The organism is Arthrobacter sp. (assembly GCF_031179985.1).
In the GTDB taxonomy this organism is placed as follows: Bacteria; Actinomycetota; Actinomycetes; order Actinomycetales; family Micrococcaceae; genus Arthrobacter.
Genome location: NZ_JAPSHJ010000031.1, coordinates 13,401 through 27,171, shown reverse-complemented (window position 1 = coordinate 27,171; position 13,771 = coordinate 13,401). Strand labels below are relative to the sequence as shown.

At 60.8% G+C, this 13,771-nt stretch carries 12 protein-coding genes and 2 tRNA genes; 2 read left to right on the top strand and 12 right to left on the bottom strand.

Annotation, left to right across the window (positions count from 1 at the left end; genetic code table 11):
* Nucleotides 1–69 precede the first annotated feature (69 nt).
* Entirely contained in the window at nt 70–954 is an 885-nt protein-coding gene (locus RIN13_RS14020; protein ID WP_309107954.1) for a rhomboid family intramembrane serine protease, read from the bottom strand.
* Between the two features lie 10 nt (nt 955–964).
* Nucleotides 965–1,510 (bottom strand): peptidylprolyl isomerase, encoded by a 546-nt coding sequence (locus RIN13_RS14015; RefSeq protein ID WP_309107953.1) that lies wholly within the window; start codon nt 1,508–1,510, stop codon nt 965–967.
* A gap of 154 nt (nt 1,511–1,664) precedes the next feature.
* On the opposite strand from RIN13_RS14015, the gene RIN13_RS14010 reads away from it, so the two are divergent.
* Nucleotides 1,665–2,651, top strand: coding sequence for a hypothetical protein (locus RIN13_RS14010; RefSeq protein WP_309107952.1), 987 nt, complete (start codon nt 1,665–1,667; stop codon nt 2,649–2,651).
* 123 nt (nt 2,652–2,774) lie between these two features.
* Nucleotides 2,775–3,647 carry a glycosyltransferase family 2 protein gene (locus RIN13_RS14005; RefSeq protein ID WP_309107951.1) on the top strand — a complete coding sequence of 291 codons (873 nt, stop codon included), beginning with the start codon at nt 2,775–2,777 and terminating at the stop codon, nt 3,645–3,647.
* Between the two features lie 22 nt (nt 3,648–3,669).
* Here RIN13_RS14005 and RIN13_RS14000 read toward each other — a convergent pair whose 3' ends face one another.
* From RIN13_RS14000 to gnd, 10 genes are all read right to left on the bottom strand, one after another.
* Nucleotides 3,670–4,578: a DMT family transporter gene (locus tag RIN13_RS14000; protein ID WP_309107950.1), complete on the bottom strand. Its 909-nt coding sequence runs from the start codon at nt 4,576–4,578 to the stop codon at nt 3,670–3,672.
* A gap of 80 nt (nt 4,579–4,658) precedes the next feature.
* Nucleotides 4,659–4,734, bottom strand: a tRNA-Ala gene (locus RIN13_RS13995).
* A gap of 72 nt (nt 4,735–4,806) precedes the next feature.
* Nucleotides 4,807–4,923 carry a DLW-39 family protein gene (locus RIN13_RS13990; protein ID WP_309107949.1) on the bottom strand — a complete coding sequence of 39 codons (117 nt, stop codon included), beginning with the start codon at nt 4,921–4,923 and terminating at the stop codon, nt 4,807–4,809.
* Between the two features lie 59 nt (nt 4,924–4,982).
* Nucleotides 4,983–5,056 (bottom strand) — tRNA-Ile (locus RIN13_RS13985).
* Nucleotides 5,057–5,140: 84 nt separating this feature from the next.
* The gene (locus tag RIN13_RS13980; RefSeq protein ID WP_309107948.1) at nt 5,141–5,773 is read right to left on the bottom strand and encodes a DUF3566 domain-containing protein; all 633 of its coding nucleotides are present in this window, start codon (nt 5,771–5,773) and stop codon (nt 5,141–5,143) included.
* Complete coding sequence (gyrA, locus tag RIN13_RS13975; protein ID WP_309107947.1) at nt 5,770–8,502, bottom strand: DNA gyrase subunit A; 2,733 nt, start codon at nt 8,500–8,502, stop codon at nt 5,770–5,772. The genes RIN13_RS13980 and gyrA overlap by 4 nt, the downstream gene beginning before the upstream one ends.
* 59 nt (nt 8,503–8,561) lie before the next feature.
* Nucleotides 8,562–10,649 carry a DNA topoisomerase (ATP-hydrolyzing) subunit B gene (gene gyrB, locus RIN13_RS13970; protein WP_309107946.1) on the bottom strand — a complete coding sequence of 696 codons (2,088 nt, stop codon included), beginning with the start codon at nt 10,647–10,649 and terminating at the stop codon, nt 8,562–8,564.
* Nucleotides 10,650–11,071: 422 nt separating this feature from the next.
* Entirely contained in the window at nt 11,072–11,638 is a 567-nt protein-coding gene (locus RIN13_RS13965; RefSeq protein WP_309107945.1) for a DciA family protein, read from the bottom strand.
* Complete coding sequence (gene recF, locus RIN13_RS13960) at nt 11,631–12,827, bottom strand: DNA replication/repair protein RecF (protein WP_309107944.1); 1,197 nt, start codon at nt 12,825–12,827, stop codon at nt 11,631–11,633. Before recF ends, RIN13_RS13965 begins: the two co-directional genes overlap by 8 nt.
* A 35-nt stretch (nt 12,828–12,862) precedes the next feature.
* Nucleotides 12,863–13,747 (bottom strand): phosphogluconate dehydrogenase (NAD(+)-dependent, decarboxylating), encoded by an 885-nt coding sequence (gnd, locus tag RIN13_RS13955; protein WP_309107943.1) that lies wholly within the window; start codon nt 13,745–13,747, stop codon nt 12,863–12,865.
* Nucleotides 13,748–13,771 lie beyond the last annotated feature (24 nt).

Here is a 13,771-nt window from a genome sequence, read left to right as displayed (position 1 = left end):
ATAATCAGAGCCACAAAAAACCCCGGCGGCCTTTAGGCCACCGGGGGATAGGGTTGCGAAATAAGGAACCTAAGCTGTTGCCACCCGGGACCAGGACAGGGCCACCAGAGCCGCCAGTACCAGCACAAGTCCAGCGGCCTGAAGGAGCCCCCGCTGCTTGCCCTTGGGCGTATAGGCAACGACAGCGGCGCATGCGGCACCGGTGACCAGCCCACCCAAATGAGCCTGCCACGCGATGCCTGCAACCATGAAGCCGATGACCCCGTTGATAGCGATCAGGACCCAAAGCTGCCGCGTATCTCCGCCCCGGTGCCTCTGGACCACCAGCATGGCGCCGAAGAGTCCAAAGATTGCGCCCGAAGCGCCGACCACTCCATAGAGGCTGTCCTGCCCAAGCGTGTAAAGCGGGGTAAGCATGAGGTAACCAACAGAGCCCCCGAGGGCTGAGATCAGATAGACGGCCAAGAAGCGTGCGCGGCCCAGCAGCGGTTCAAGGACTTGGCCGAACATCCACAGCATGTACATATTCAGCACAATGTGGAGGATAAATCCCTGGGAGTGCAGGAAGGCCGAGGTCAGCATCCGCCACGGCTCGAATTTAGGGTATTCCGGGCTGACGAATGCGTTGTTGTAGGCGAACTGTTCGTAGACAAACTGTCCGGGAACCACCCACTGCAGCACGTAAACAAATGCACAGACGGCGATAATGGCGAATGTCACCAACGGCCGGCCCGTGGCAACGGCGCCGCCATAAACGGTCCTGATACCCGGCGTGGCCCGCGCTGCTTCGTTGACGCAGTCAACGCATTGGAACCCGACGGCGGCCGCCCGCTGGCACTCCGGACACGCAGGCCGGCCGCAGCGCTGGCACCTGACGTAAGAAGGCCGATCCGGATGCCTGGGACAAACCGGGATCTGGGCGGACGGCTCGGCCGCCGGTATTCCGTAACTCATGCGGGCTGAATCAGAGCTGTTCGATGTCGATGCTGTTGATGGTGACGTCCTCGACGGGACGGTCGCCCATGCCGGTACGGACGCCCTCGATGGCGTCCACTACCTTCTTCGATTCCTCGTCAGCAACTTCCCCGAAGATGCTGTGCTTGCCCTGCAGCCAGTCGGTGGGGATGGTGGTGATGAAGAACTGCGAGCCGTTGGTGCCCTTGCCCATCTGGATTCCGGCGTTGGCCATGGCCAGCTTGTAGGGTGCGTTGAAGGTCAGTTCGGGGTGGATTTCGTCGTCGAACTTGTAGCCCGGTCCACCCACGCCGCGTCCCAGCGGATCGCCGGCCTGGATCATGAAGTCCTTGATGATGCGGTGGAAGATGGTGCCGTTGTACAGCGGGGTACCGGTCTTGTCCTCACCGGTTTCGGGGTGCGTCCAGGGCTGCTCGCCCGTTGCCAGTCCGACGAAGTTTTTGACGGTCTTGGGCGCGTGGTTGCCGAAGAGGTTGACGACGATGTCGCCGAGGCTCGTGTGAATGGTTGCTTTTGCAGTTGCGATGGCAGTCATAAAGCCATTCTTCCATGGTGGGTACGGGTGCAAAGAGTCTGGACGGGAGTTCCGCGCTGGGTGAAATCCATTGGAATTGCCGCTGAAGAATAGCCGGTGAGGTTCAATCCACGTAGGCTAACGAAAGAACCGCCACATTAATCGGGAGGTAGTTGTGAAGAAATCGGATCGTATTGCCCGCGACGTGGAGCAGTCAGTGAGCTCCGCAGTAGAGAATGCCAAGGACTGGGCCGGCCCCCGCGTGGAGGCTGCGGTGGACTGGGCAGTTCCCCGCCTGCAGCATGGCATTGACACCGCCTCTCCCAAGATTCAGGAAGGGTTGAAGTCGGCGGCCCATAACCTGGCCGACGGCGTTGCCACCGTCACCCCCCGTATCCAGGATGGCCTGGCCACCTTGGCGCCGAAGATCCATGACGTAGTAGAGGGCGCCACTCCGCGGCTTCACGAGGCTCTGGATAAAGCCACCCCGGTCATCGCCAACGCCCGCGACCGCGTTGTAGTGGAATACCTGCCGCGCCTTTCAGATCAGATCGGCCAGGCGTCCGACGTCGTCCATCGCACGTTGGAGAATGCCCCGGCTCGTGTGGACGCAGTGGCCCAGAAGCTTGGTGACGTGGGAATTGTCCACACGATCCAGGAGCAGGCACAGACCACCAGCCACCAGCTGAAGGCCGCCGCTGCTGAAGCCACCCGCGCCGTCACGAAGGAAAAGGCTGCAGCTCCGAAGTCGAAGAACCGCGGTTTGCTGATCTTCGGAGTGATCGCTGCTGCCGTAGCAGCAGGTGTCGCGGCTTGGAAGGCCTCCAAGCCCGTGGAGGATCCTTGGAAGACGCCCACCCCTGTTGGCACCACCCCGGTGACTCCTGCTCCGGTTCCTGCGACGTCCGTGGGCGATGCCCTTGCTGATGGCAAGCATGCGGCAACCGGTGTGGTGGCAGATACGGGTGAGGAAGTCGCCGACGTCGCTGACAAAGCAGCCGCCTCCTCACGCGGCGTTGCCTCGGCCGCCGGCGACGCCGTGGACGCTGCCAGCGACGCCACCGCCAAGGTTGCCACGGACGCCAAGACTGCTGTGAAAAACATCGCCGCCGGCATGAACACGAACGGAACCAGTGAGGCGGAAAAGCCCGCTGGGAAGTAACTGATACCACCCGCGCGGTGGGTTGAAAATTGGGAAGGGCTCCGCCGAGGCGGGGCCCTTTCTGCGGTTGGAAACCGTCAGGTACCGGCTGAGGACAACCTTATGGGTGCTAAATTTGGACTGATGTCACCCGATAAAGCCCCCGAGGATACCTCGAACGCTGACCCCCTGCCGAGCGTTTCCATTGTTATCCCGGCCTTCAACGAGGAGAGCGTCATACGGCAATGCCTGATTGCTGCCGTATACCAATCTGTTCCGGCCGACGAAATCATCGTGGTGGACAACAAGTCCAAGGACCGCACCGCCAAGATTGTTCGGCAGATGCAGCTCGAATATCCTGAAAGTCCCATCATCCTGCTCAGCCAGCACAAGGAACAAGGCCTGATCCCCACCAGGAACTTCGGACTGGATCACGCCCGGAGCGACATTCTGGGCCGTATCGATGCGGACTCGGTCCTTGAGCCTGACTGGGTGGAACAGGTTCAAAAAGCGTTCAAGGACCCGTCCGTCCAGGCCGCGACAGGCCCCGTGGTCTACTACGACATGCCAATGCGCCGCTTCGGGCTCAAGGCTGATGACAAAATGCGCCAGCTAATGCTCAAGCTGGCCAAACACCAGTACCACTTCCTCTTTGGCTCCAACATGGCGATGCGCCGCTCGGCGTGGGAGACCATCCGGGAAGAGACGTGCCGTGACGAAAAAGACGAGATGCACGAGGACATCGATCTTTCGCTCCACCTGGCAGACCATGAACTCAAGGTGCAGTACTGGCCCCAAATGGTGTCCGGAATGTCAGCCCGGCGTCTGGAAGACTCGCCTCGGGACTACCGCTACTACGTAACGCGCTTCGACCGCACCTATAAAGCGCACAACGTGAAGAAAATGGCCCTGAAGGCTCCCATGGTGGTGTTCTTCTCGGTCTATTTCCCGGCCAAGCTGCTGCGGGCGATCCACACAGTGAATACTGCCCAGCCCAAGACCCGCGGTGGGCAATAGCTTCTCGCGGGCATTCCCCGGATCAGTCCGTACCAAGCTCCGCGAGCCGGGGCACTGCTTTCCGGGCGGAGCTGCGCTGTCCGGCCACGACGACGGCGAGGCCAACCAGGATCAGAGCCAGGCCGGCGTAGGTGCCGGCGGGCAGGGTTTCCGCCAGGAACACGGCTGCGAGCAGAGCTGCGCCAGGGATCTCGAGCAGGATGATCATCGATACCAAGAGGGGACTCATGGTCGCCAGCAAATGGTTGAACGCGGTGTGGCCCACCAACTGCGCGCAGACTGTGATGGCGACGATACCCAACCAGCCGGCAGCTTCGAACCCAATGAGGGGCTGGCCGGAGAACAAGGCCAACACTGCAACCACGGCGGCACACATTCCATAACAGAGGGTCGTGTACGAACCTGTAGTCATGGTCTGCCGGGCCTTTCCTCCAGCAAGGGTGTACAGGCCGGCCAGCGCACCTCCAGCGACGGCCAGCAAGTCCCCTGCCAGCGCCTCCGGTGAACTTCCCATATCGAATCCCGTGATCGCCACGACGCCAACAAAGGCAATCGCCAACCCTGCCAACACCGTCCAGCTGTGTCTGATCCCGCGGAACAACTGAATCACTGCAATCCAGGCGGATTGCAGGCAGACGAGGGCTGTCGCAGCGGCCACCGACGTCAGTTGGAGGGACGTGATGAAGCAGGCGAAGTGCAAGGCCAGCGCAACTGCGGCAATAAGGCACCAACGGAACTCAGAGGCCCTGATCCGTCCGAGCTCGTGCCGATCCCGGACCACTACCGGAGCCACCATGACAGCAGCACCGATTGCATTGCGCCAGAAAGCTATGGCCAGGGCACTGACAGTGGTGGCACCAAGCGTCCCGGCGATGAGCGGCCCCGAGGAGGCTACTCCCAGCACCCCAAGAGCCGCGATAAGAAACGTCACCTGCCCACTGTAGCCCGGCCCATCTTGGCCAGCGGTTAAAGCAATGAGTCCCGGCCATTGCTGGCCGGGACTCATTCTTATGGTGGAGGCACGGGGACTCGAACCCCGAACCCCCTGCTTGCAAAGCAGGTGCGCTACCAATTGCGCCATGCCCCCATAACAAGCAACCCGTCAATCATACCCCAGTTCCAGGAAGCCTCTTGCCAGCTTCCGGACCGGGAGTCCGCGCTAGTCAACCGTATCGGTTGATTCGCTCCAGACTGTTTTCCGGGCTTCGGATTCCTGCACTTTCCTGTAGAGCAGGACGCCTGCGACCGCCGCTGCAACAACCAGCAACTTCTTCACATGCACCCCGTTCCGACCCAGTTTTACCTGAATCTTTCCTTGAACCTGTGCAGGTTCCGTGGGCGTACCAGGACTTGAACCTGGGACCTCTTCGTTATCAGCGAAGCGCTCTAACCGCCTGAGCTATACGCCCCGATGCCTCATCGGGCCGAGATATGACTTTACAGCACATCCCGGCCCGATCTCAAATCGAGGCTTTTGGGTGGAAATCCAGCTCTTAATCGTCCGTCAAAGTGACGCCGATACCGCCCACCAAGGTGGCTGAGATGTTGTAAAGCACCGCGGACAACATGGACAGGGCTGTCAGCAGGACCACATTCACGACGGCGATGATCGTCGCAAAGGAGGCCACCTGTCCGAGGGATGCGACCTTCTTCAGCTCAAAGCCGCCGCCTTCGGAACCGGCGAGAGTGCCCAGCAGGCTGTCCACCTGATCGAAGATACCTGTGAGGTCAAGCACGGTCCACAGGACAATTGCCGCGACCACTGTGACAATACCCAAGGCTACGGACAGCAGGAAGGCCATCTTCAACACTGACCAAGGGTCAACCTTGCTGACGAGAAGCCGCGCCCTTCGGACCTTTGCCTTGGGAGCAGGTTTGATGAGTCCGGCCGTGTTTTGACCGGTCCGCTGGCCTGCTGCAGGACGTTGTCCCGGGGCTGTGGGGCGCTGTCCGGGAGCGGCAGGACGCTGACCTGGAGCGGGAGGCCGCTGCGCCGGTGCACCCGGGGGGGTGCTGGGTCGTTGCTGCGGACGCACTGGGGCATTCACCCGCGGAGCGGTCACCGGCTGACGGGTTCCGCCTGGAACGCCGCTGCTCGGATTGGGATATGAGTCGGAATTACTCACTCGTTACCTCCGGTAGTGTCTTCGTCCAGCACATCCCCGTCCGATTCAGCATCGGACGGCAGGGAGAGTACTGATTCTGCTTCTGCGGATCCCTCGCGTGATCCGTTATCTTCAGCCAACGTTACGTCATCAGCAGCAATAGCCAGAGTTTCCTCCGCGACGTCAGCGAGGCTTCCGGTTTCGTCAGCGTCCTCATCCAGGGCGTCGTCCTCGCCCTCAATGCCTCTTTCACTGTTCCTGGCTACCTCAATGATGCGGTCATTCTTGTCAGGCTTGGCAAAGATGACACCCATGGTGTCTCTGCCCTTGGCCGGGACACCCGCAACGGAGGACCGGACCACCTTGCCGCCCTCCATGACCACCAGAACCTCATCCTCTTCCTGGACAATCAGGGCGCCCACAAGATCGCCTCGTCCTTCGGCGAGCTTAGCCACCTTGATGCCAAGGCCACCGCGGCCCTGAAGGCGGTATTCTTCGACAGCGGTCCGTTTGGCATAGCCTCCATCGGTGACGATGAATACGTAGGATCCTTCGGTGATGACGTTGGCAGCGAGGAGTTCGTCATCCTCACGGAACTTCATGCCCGTAACACCGGATGTTGCCCGACCCATCGGCCTCAGGGCATCGTCGGTCGCCGTGAAGCGGATGGACTGGCCCTTGCGTGAGACCAGCATCAGATCATCTGTTTCCGAAACCAGCTGAGCCGATACCAGCTCATCGCCGTCACGCAGGTTGATGGCAATGACACCAGCGGAACGGTTGGTGTCGTAATCCTCCAGCCGCGTCTTCTTCACCAGTCCGCGCTTGGTGGCCAGGACCAGATAAGGCGCGTGCTGGTAGTCCTTGAGATCCAAGACCTGGGCAATGTGTTCGTCGGGCTGGAACGCCAACAGGTTCGCCACGTGCTGGCCCTTGGCGTCACGGCCGGCTTCGGCGAGCTCGTAGGCCTTGGCACGGTAAACGCGTCCCAGGTTGGTAAAGAACAAGAGCCAGTGGTGGGTAGTGGTGACGAAGAAGTGCTCCACGACGTCGTCGCCGCGCAACTGGGCACCCTTGATGCCCTTGCCGCCGCGTTGCTGGGAGCGGTAGTTATCGCTCCGGGTCCGCTTGACGTAGCCGCCGCGTGTGATGGTGACCACCATTTCCTCTTCCGGAATGAGGTCTTCCATCGACATGTCGCCGTCGAATCCCATCAGGATGTGCGTCCTGCGGTCGTCACCGTGTTTAGCTACGATCTCGGCCAGCTCGTTGCTGATGATCTCCCGTTGACGCTCCTCGGAGGCCAGGATGGAGTTGTACTCAGTGATGAGGGCTTCAAGTTCCGAATGACGGTCCTGGATCTTCTGACGTTCCAGGGCCGCGAGACGGCGCAGCTGCATGTCCAGGATGGCGCGTGCCTGGAGTTCGTCGATGTCCAGCAACTGCATCAGCCCATCGCGGGCCGCTTCCGTGGTGTTGGACGCACGGATCAGTGCGATAACTTCGTCGAGCATGTCCAGCGCCTTCAGGAGTGCGCGCAGGATATGCGCTTCCTCCTCGGCCTTGCGCAGGCGGTAACGCGTGCGGCGGGCAATGACATCAAGCTGATGGGTCACCCAGTGGCGGATGAAAGCATCCAGGCTGAGCGTCCGCGGCACGCCATCCACGATCGCCAGCATGTTCGCAGAGAAGTTGTCCTGCAGCTGCGTGTGCTTGTAAAGGTTGTTCAGCACCACCTTTGGCACGGCATCGCGCTTCAGCACGATAACCAGGCGCTGACCGGTACGGCCTGAGGTTTCATCGCGGAGGTCAGCGATTCCCTGGATCTTGCCGTCCTTGACCAGCTCAGCGATCTTGATCGCAAGGTTGTCCGGGTTGGCCTGATAGGGCAGCTCGGTAACTACCAGGCAGGTTCGTCCCTGGAGTTCCTCGACGTTGACCACGGCACGCATGGTAATTGAACCCCGACCGGTCCGGTAGGCGTCCTCAATGCCCCGGTGGCCCAGAATCTGCGCGCCTGTGGGGAAATCGGGGCCCTTGATGCGCAGCAGCAGCTCCTCGAGCAGCTCCTCGCGGCTGGCCGTCGGGTTGGCCAGGTACCACTGCACGCCGTCAGCAACTTCGCGGAGGTTGTGCGGCGGGATGTTGGTGGCCATGCCGACGGCGATGCCCGAGGACCCATTGACCAGCAGGTTGGGGAACCGCGCCGGAAGGATGGTAGGTTCCTGGTTCTTACCGTCATAGTTGTCCTGGAAATCGACGGTTTCCTCATCGATGTCGCGAACCATTTCCATGGCCAGCGGAGCCATTTTGGTTTCCGTGTACCTCGGAGCAGCTGCGCCATCGTTGCCGGGTGAGCCAAAGTTACCCTGCCCCAACGCGAGTGGGTACCGCATGGTCCAGTCCTGGATCAGGCGGACCAGAGCATCGTAGATAGCCGTGTCACCGTGCGGATGATACTGCCCCATCACCTCGCCGACCACACGGGCGCACTTGTTGAAGGAGCGATCCGGGCGGTAGCCGCCGTCGAACATTGCGTAAAGGACGCGGCGGTGGACAGGCTTCAGGCCGTCCCTCACGTCGGGGAGCGCACGGCCAACAATGACGGCCATGGCGTAGTCAAGGTAGGACCGCTGCATTTCCGTCTGCAGGTCCACTTGCTCTACACGGTCGATCAGCACATTGCCTTCAATTACGGGCTCCAAGGCGTCGCCGGACTCGTCGGGAACTTCAGGTGTTTCATCACTCATGGTTCATTAATTCCATTTCAGGTATATGTCGGTTCAAGAATAGCCAGGCCGTAAAAGCTCTAGATATCCAGGAACCTGACGTCCTTGGCGTTCTGCTGAATGAAGTTCCGGCGTGATTCAACATCCTCGCCCATCAAAACGGAGAAAGTCTGGTCGGCCGCTGCTGCATCCTCCATGGTTACCTGGAGCAGGGTTCGCCGGTCCGGGTCCATGGTGGTGTCCCACAACTCGGTGTAGTCCATTTCGCCCAGACCCTTGTAGCGCTGGATTCCGTTGTCCTTCGGAATCCTGCGGCCGGCGGCCTGGCCGGATACCAGCTTGGCGTCGCGTTCCCGGTCGCTGTAGACGTAGTCGTGGGGAGCATTGGACCACTTGATCCGGTACAACGGCGGCTGCGCCAGATACACGAATCCGTTTTCAATCAACGGGCGCATGTAGCGGAAGAGAAGCGTCATCAGGAGGGTGGTGATGTGCTGGCCATCAACGTCAGCATCCGCCATCAGGACGATCTTGTGGTACCGGAGCTTGGCAAGGTTGAAGTCTTCACCGATGCCTGTGCCGAAGGCAGTGATCATCGATTGCACTTCGTTGTTGCCGAGTGCCTTGTCCAGCCTGGCGCGTTCAACGTTCAGGATCTTTCCGCGAAGCGGCAGGATGGCCTGGGTTTCCGGGTTCCGGCCTCGCTTGGCCGAACCGCCTGCTGAGTCACCCTCCACGAGGTAGACCTCGCACTTTTCCGGATCCTTCGAAGAGCAGTCAGAAAGCTTTCCCGGCATCCCGAATGATTCCAGGGGGCTCTTACGCCGCGCATTGTCGCGCGCTTTGCGGGCAGCCATGCGGGCTTGGGCCGCGGAAATGGCTTTGCGGATCACGTCCCGGGCCGGGCCAGGGTTCCGCTCCAGCCAGTCTCCGAGCTGGTCCGTGACCACGCGCTGCACAAATCCCTTGACCTCGGAGTTTCCGAGCTTGGTTTTGGTCTGCCCTTCAAACTGGGGCTCTGCGAGCTTGACTGAAATGACGGCCGTCAAGCCTTCACGGATATCGTCACCCGTAAGGTTTTCTTCTTTTTCCTTGATGATGCTTTTTTCACGCGCGTAACGGTTGATGAGGGAGGTCATCGCTGCACGGAATCCCTCTTCGTGGGTGCCGCCCTCATGGGTGTTGATGGTGTTGGCGTAAGTGTGGACGCTTTCCGAGTACGCTGTGGTCCACTGCATGGCCATCTCGACGGCGATGTGCCGCTCCGTGTCCTCAGTCTCGAAAGCGATGACGTCCTCGTGGACTACATCAACCTTCTTGCTGGAGTTCAGGTGCTTCACGTAATCAAGCAGGCCGTCGTTGTACTGGTACACCACCGTGCGGTGTTCAGCAGTGATTTCACCCTCGGTAACGACGGTATCCAGGTTCAGGTCCCCGGCCTCGTCAACGCCGGCCGCGGCTTGGCGTTCATCCGTCAAGGTGATGCGAAGGCCCTTGTTGAGGAAGGCCATCTGCTGGAACCGGGCACGCAGGGTCTCAAAATCAAACACGGTTGACTCGAAGATGCCGGCATCCGGATAGAACGTCTGGGTGGTTCCGGTGGTGTCGGTTTCTTCGCCTTTCACCAGCCCGCCCTGGGGCTTGCCGCCGTCAGCGAAGGACATCCGCCAGACATGGCCCTGCCTGCGTACCTCGGTATCCACACGACTCGAAAGTGCGTTCACCACGGAGATACCCACGCCATGCAGGCCGCCTGATACTGCATATCCGCCGCCGCCGAACTTGCCACCGGCATGCAGGATGGTCATAACGACCTCCACGGTGGGCTTCTTCTCCGTGGGGTGCAGGTCCACCGGAATGCCGCGGCCGTCGTCCACAACCTTGACGCCGCCGTCCGCCTGCAGCGTGATCTCGATGTGGGTGCAATATCCGGCCAGCGCCTCATCAACGGAGTTATCCACCACTTCGTACACAAGGTGGTGGAGGCCCCGGAGTCCGGTTGAACCGATGTACATGCCGGGGCGCTTACGAACAGCCTCAAGGCCTTCGAGGACCGTGATGTCGCTGGCGCCGTATTCCCTTGGAGTCGCCTTATCCACCGGTGTATCCGGATTAGGAATTTCTTCTGCGAACTCCGCTGTCAGGGTTTCTGTATTGTCGTTAGACACAGGCGCTTTCGACTCCTCTGTAATCGATGATGGCCGGCCGTTGCCATCTCGAGGGGAGATCGCAGCCGCCAACAGGCACGTCACTGTTGACGCCGGCTACTCGGCTGACTGGCAGACCGCCCCCCGCAACGCTGGAACACGCAGGAAAACGGACTCAGTCAACGCTTCACCGGCGTCCAGTTATCTCCGACCATTCTACCGTGTAACGGCGCTCAATCCCGCATTTCGGCGCCCCTTCCGGACCCAACGTGCCCACGAGAGGCCATTGGTCCACGCTGGAAGGGCCGAACACTCCACCGAATGGGTGCCTATACGACTCGGGGCCTTTGAAGCGCCCTACACGCCGTTTGTGCATTTTTCAAGAGTCTGGACGGCGGCCTGGAGCACCAATCATCCCGGTACGGCCGTACAACGCGTGTTGCTTATCCATAGGTATCGCGCGGTCCGCGTCCGTTCACAGTGCGTCCGCCCTTGCGCCAGCTTGGCGCTGCCGGGCCAAGTACCTTGATGCTTGTCACCACTCCATCGCCCAGCTCGGTCCGGAACTTCTCCAGCAGACTGATGCTGAGCAGGCGAAGCTGGGTTGCCCAGGCCGTGGAATCGCATCTGACGTGCAGCGTGGTATCAGTAAAACTTTCCGGCGTGCAGTGCGCAGAAATCTCCGGGCCAACAAGGGTGGCCCATTCAGCCATGACCGAACCCACGGCCACCGGGGAAGTCCAACCGCGTTCGGCAACCAGCCGCCCCACCACTTTTCCAAGGCCTAAAGGATCCCGGCCTGTTCCGTGGAACTGGGTGAACCCCCGGGTTCCCCTCTCGCTGCGCCCTGGTTTCTGCAGATTGCCGCCCGCGCGGGGAGCGGCACGTCGGATTTCACCCCGGGCGGCCGCGGCTTCCCTCATCCGGTTCAGTGCCACCTGGGCAGCATCGATTTCATCAGGGTCACGGCCCGGTTGCAGGCCGCCGGCACTCCTGTCGTCCCTATTCATCGATTCCTCCTGGGATGACCTTCACCCGCCGCCCAGCCAACTCTTCCGGAATATCGGCGTCGACGGCGGCTGTAACCAGCACTTGTTCGGCACCGCTGACGATTGCAGCCAGTTTACGCCGACGCTGTACATCCAGCTCCGCAAAAACGTCGTCGAGAATAAGGATGGGGGCGGACCCGCCGGTCCGGGTGTCATCCAGCATCACATAGTACGAAGCCAACCTCAGGGACAGGCACATGGACCAGGTTTCCCCGTGGGAGGCGTATCCCTTGGCAGGCGCATCACCAAGAACCAGCTCCAGCTCGTCCCGATGTGGCCCTACCAGGGAGATTCCGCGCTCAAGTTCCTTTCGGCGCGAAGCGGCGAAGGCCTCAACGTAGCGGTCAGTCAGTTCGTCAACAGACAGTCTTCCCAGATCCTCGGTCCTATTCCCGGCCTCGGCAGGGGCGGTTCCCGAAACCGGGGTGGCGCCGTCGTCGTCCAGTTGGGTCAGCAGTGTTGAGCGATACACGGCTCCGGCCGCCTTTGACCCGTCAGTCAGTTGCTCGTACGCACTTCCCAGGTGGGGGCGGATCCGCTCAACGAGTTCAAGCCTGGCATGCAGGAGTTCAGCGCCGGCCCTTGCCATATGCTGATCCCAGACATCAAGTGTTGCTTCATGTCCAGCCGTGAATCTACCCGTCCGGGCAGACTTCAAAAGGGCGTTGCGTTGTTTCAGCACGCGGTCGTAGTCACTCCGGGTTCCGGCATGACGAGGCGAAAGGCTGACGAGAAGTTCATCGAGGAAGCGACGGCGGTTTGAAGGGTCGCCCTTGACCAGCGCCAGGTCTTCGGGGGCGAAGAGGACTGTCTGGCATATTCCCAGCAGATCCCTGGAGCGCACCGGATTGCTGCGGTTAATTCTTCCTCTGTTGGCCCGGCTGGCGTTGATCTCAAGTTCAAGGACCGTTGACTGATCGCCCCGGACCAGCTTTGCCCGGATCAGGGCCCGGTCTGCACCGAAACGAAGGAGCGGACCATCCGAACTCACCCGGTGGGAACTGAGAGTGGCGAGATAACCGATGGCTTCCATCAGATTCGTTTTTCCGATGCCATTGGAACCCAACAACACGGTGATCCCCGGTTCCAAGGTCAGGTCCACCTGGGCATAGCTGCGGAAATCAGTCAGGGAAAGGTGCTGTAGGTACACGCTTTTTCAGAATCCTTGAGGGCGGCGTATCACCCTCATTTAGCCGGGCGGGTGGCGTGGCCGCCGAACTGTTGGCGCAGGGCGGAAACCATCTTCATAGCCGGCGAGTTGTCCTCCCGGGATGAGAAGCGCGCAAAGAGAGCTGCCGTAATTGCAGGTGCCGGGACGGCGTTCGCAATTGCCTCTTCGACAGTCCAGCGTCCTTCGCCTGAATCCTCAACGTAATCGTCAATGGAGGCCAGGCCGGGATCTTCGTCCAGGGCTTTCACCATGAGGTCCAGGAGCCACGAGCGCACCACTGTGCCTTTTTGCCAGGCACGGAACGTGCCGGGCAGATCCACGACGATGTCCTTGGCCGCGAGCAGTTCGTAGCCTTCGGCGTAAGCCTGCATCAGGCCGTACTCGATCCCGTTGTGAACCATCTTGGCGTAGTGCCCGGCTCCCACCCCGCCCACGTGGACGAAGCTGTCGGCGCGTTCTCCTTCTGGCCGCAGCACATCAAAAACCGGCATGGCTCGCTCGATGTCGGCCGCCTCGCCGCCGGCCATCAGGCCGTAGCCGTTCTTCAGTCCCCACACGCCACCGGACACTCCGCAGTCAGCGAAGTGAATGCTTTTTTCGGCAAGGGAAGCCGCATGCTTCTGGTCTTCAGTGAAGCGGGAGTTTCCGCCGTCTATGACGAGGTCCCCGGCTTCCAGCTTGTCGCCGAGGTTGCTGATGACAGAATCTGTAATCTCGCCGGCCGGAACCATGACCCAGATAATCCTCGGTGCAGGTACGGCCGCGATGAGCTCATCGACGGAGGCTACATCCGTGATCTCGGGGTTTCTATCCAAACCTGTGACTTCAATGCCGCCTTGACGAAGCCGTTCGCGCATGTTGTAACCCATTTTGCCAAGGCCGATTAGTCCGATGTGCACGGGAAACCCTTCTCTGCGCTGATG

Excerpts from the sequence above, each read along its gene's own strand:
- RIN13_RS14020 (WP_309107954.1), bottom strand. The coding sequence starts at position 954 with ATGAGTTACGGAATACCGGCGGCCGAGCCGTCCGCCCAGATCCCGGTT.
- RIN13_RS14015 (WP_309107953.1), bottom strand. The coding sequence starts at position 1,510 with ATGACTGCCATCGCAACTGCAAAAGCAACCATTCACACGAGCCTCGGC.
- RIN13_RS14005 (WP_309107951.1), top strand. The coding sequence starts at position 2,775 with ATGTCACCCGATAAAGCCCCCGAGGATACCTCGAACGCTGACCCCCTG.
- gyrA (WP_309107947.1), bottom strand. The coding sequence starts at position 8,502 with ATGAGTGATGAAACACCTGAAGTTCCCGACGAGTCCGGCGACGCCTTG.
- RIN13_RS13965 (WP_309107945.1), bottom strand. The coding sequence starts at position 11,638 with ATGAATAGGGACGACAGGAGTGCCGGCGGCCTGCAACCGGGCCGTGAC.